2 protein-coding genes are annotated in these 1,350 nt (G+C 64.7%); both read right to left on the bottom strand.

From position 1 onward, the window contains the following. A partial coding sequence (locus tag AC1D1P_RS23485) for an ABC transporter permease (protein WP_477674662.1) occupies positions 1-615 on the bottom strand: 615 nt, incomplete at its 3' end. A gap of 76 nt (positions 616-691) precedes the next feature. After that, a partial coding sequence (locus AC1D1P_RS23480) for an ABC transporter substrate-binding protein (RefSeq protein WP_477674661.1) occupies positions 692-1,350 on the bottom strand: 659 nt, incomplete at its 5' end.

Here is a 1,350-nt window from a genome sequence, read left to right as displayed (position 1 = left end):
GCGGATGTAGTCCGCGCCCAGCACGTCCAGCATGCCCGCGCGCGTCAGGCGCATCAGCGACGGCATGGCGTAGTAGCCCAGCGCGACGGCCGGCAACACAAAGTGCTGCCAGGTGGTGTTGCCCGCAACGGGCAGCCAGTGCAGCCCGACGGCGAAGAGCAGGATCAGCGTCAGCGCAAACCAGAAGTTGGGCATGGCCTGGCCGACCACCGCCACCATCAGGGCCAGCCGGTCTATCCAGGTGTCCCGGTAGACGGCAGCCAGCACGCCCAGCGGAATCGCCACCGAYACCGCCAGCAACAGGGACACGGCGCCCAGCTTGAGCGTGATGGGCAGGCGCTCGCCGATGAGCTCCATCACGGTGTTCTGGAAGAAGAACGAACGCCCGAAGTCCAGGTGCAGCGCGCCCCACAGCCAGTCAAAAAACTGGGTGGTGATGGGGCGGTTCAGGCCGTACTGGACGCGCACTTCCTCGACGGCTGCGGCGTTTGCCTCGGCGCCGGCGATGGAAGCCGCCAGGTCGCCGGAAAGGTGCAGCAGCATGAAGCTGACGACGGCTACCGTGAGCATGACGCTCAGGGCCACCAGAAAGCGGCGGAATATGTATTGCAGCATGGGAATGCCCCGGTTGTTGCGTTAGCGGACTGCGCGGGTCAGCCCAGCCAGGCGGCGCACGGCTGGGCCGTCGTGGCTACTTCCAGCTGGACTGGACGAAGCGCGGCAGCTCGTCCGCATGCGCCGTGAATTTGAGGTCCGGCGTGAAGGCGTAGTTGGTGGAGTAGGAGAACATGGGCGCCATGTAGGCCTGCTCGCTGATGCGCTGCAGGGCCTGTGCATATTTCTTCTTGCGCTCGGTCTTGTCCACTGTGCTGTCGGCGGTTTTCAGCAGTGCAATCACCTGCGGGTCTTTGGCGGTGTCGTCCGGGCCGCCTTCAAAGTAGTTGCCGACAAACGCGGACGCGTCGTTGATGGAAAACGATCCCCAGGACTGGAAGGTCAGGGGCGCGCGGCCCGAGTAGATTTCGGTGCGCAGCACCGGGTACTGCACAAAATGCAGGCGCGCACGTATGCCCACCTTGCGCAGGTCGCCCACCATGGCTTCGGCATATTCACGCTCGCGGTAAGCCCACAGGTCGGTGTCGAAGCCGTTGGGGTAACCCGCGGCCGCCAGCAGTGCCTTGGCCTTGGCCGGGTCGTAGGTGTACTTCACCTCTTTTTCGGTTTCGCAGCCGAACTGGGTGCGAAAGCACGGCGAATACACCGGCTGGCTGCCGCCGCGCACCAGGCTGTCGGCCAGGCCCTTGCGGTTGATGGCGTGGTTGACGGCCTGGCGTACACGAATGTCCTTGA

Source organism: Polaromonas sp. P1_E1_2 (assembly GCF_056406035.1).
Note: the sequence above shows the minus strand (reverse complement) of the source record. Positions and strands in the feature narration are given on the sequence as shown.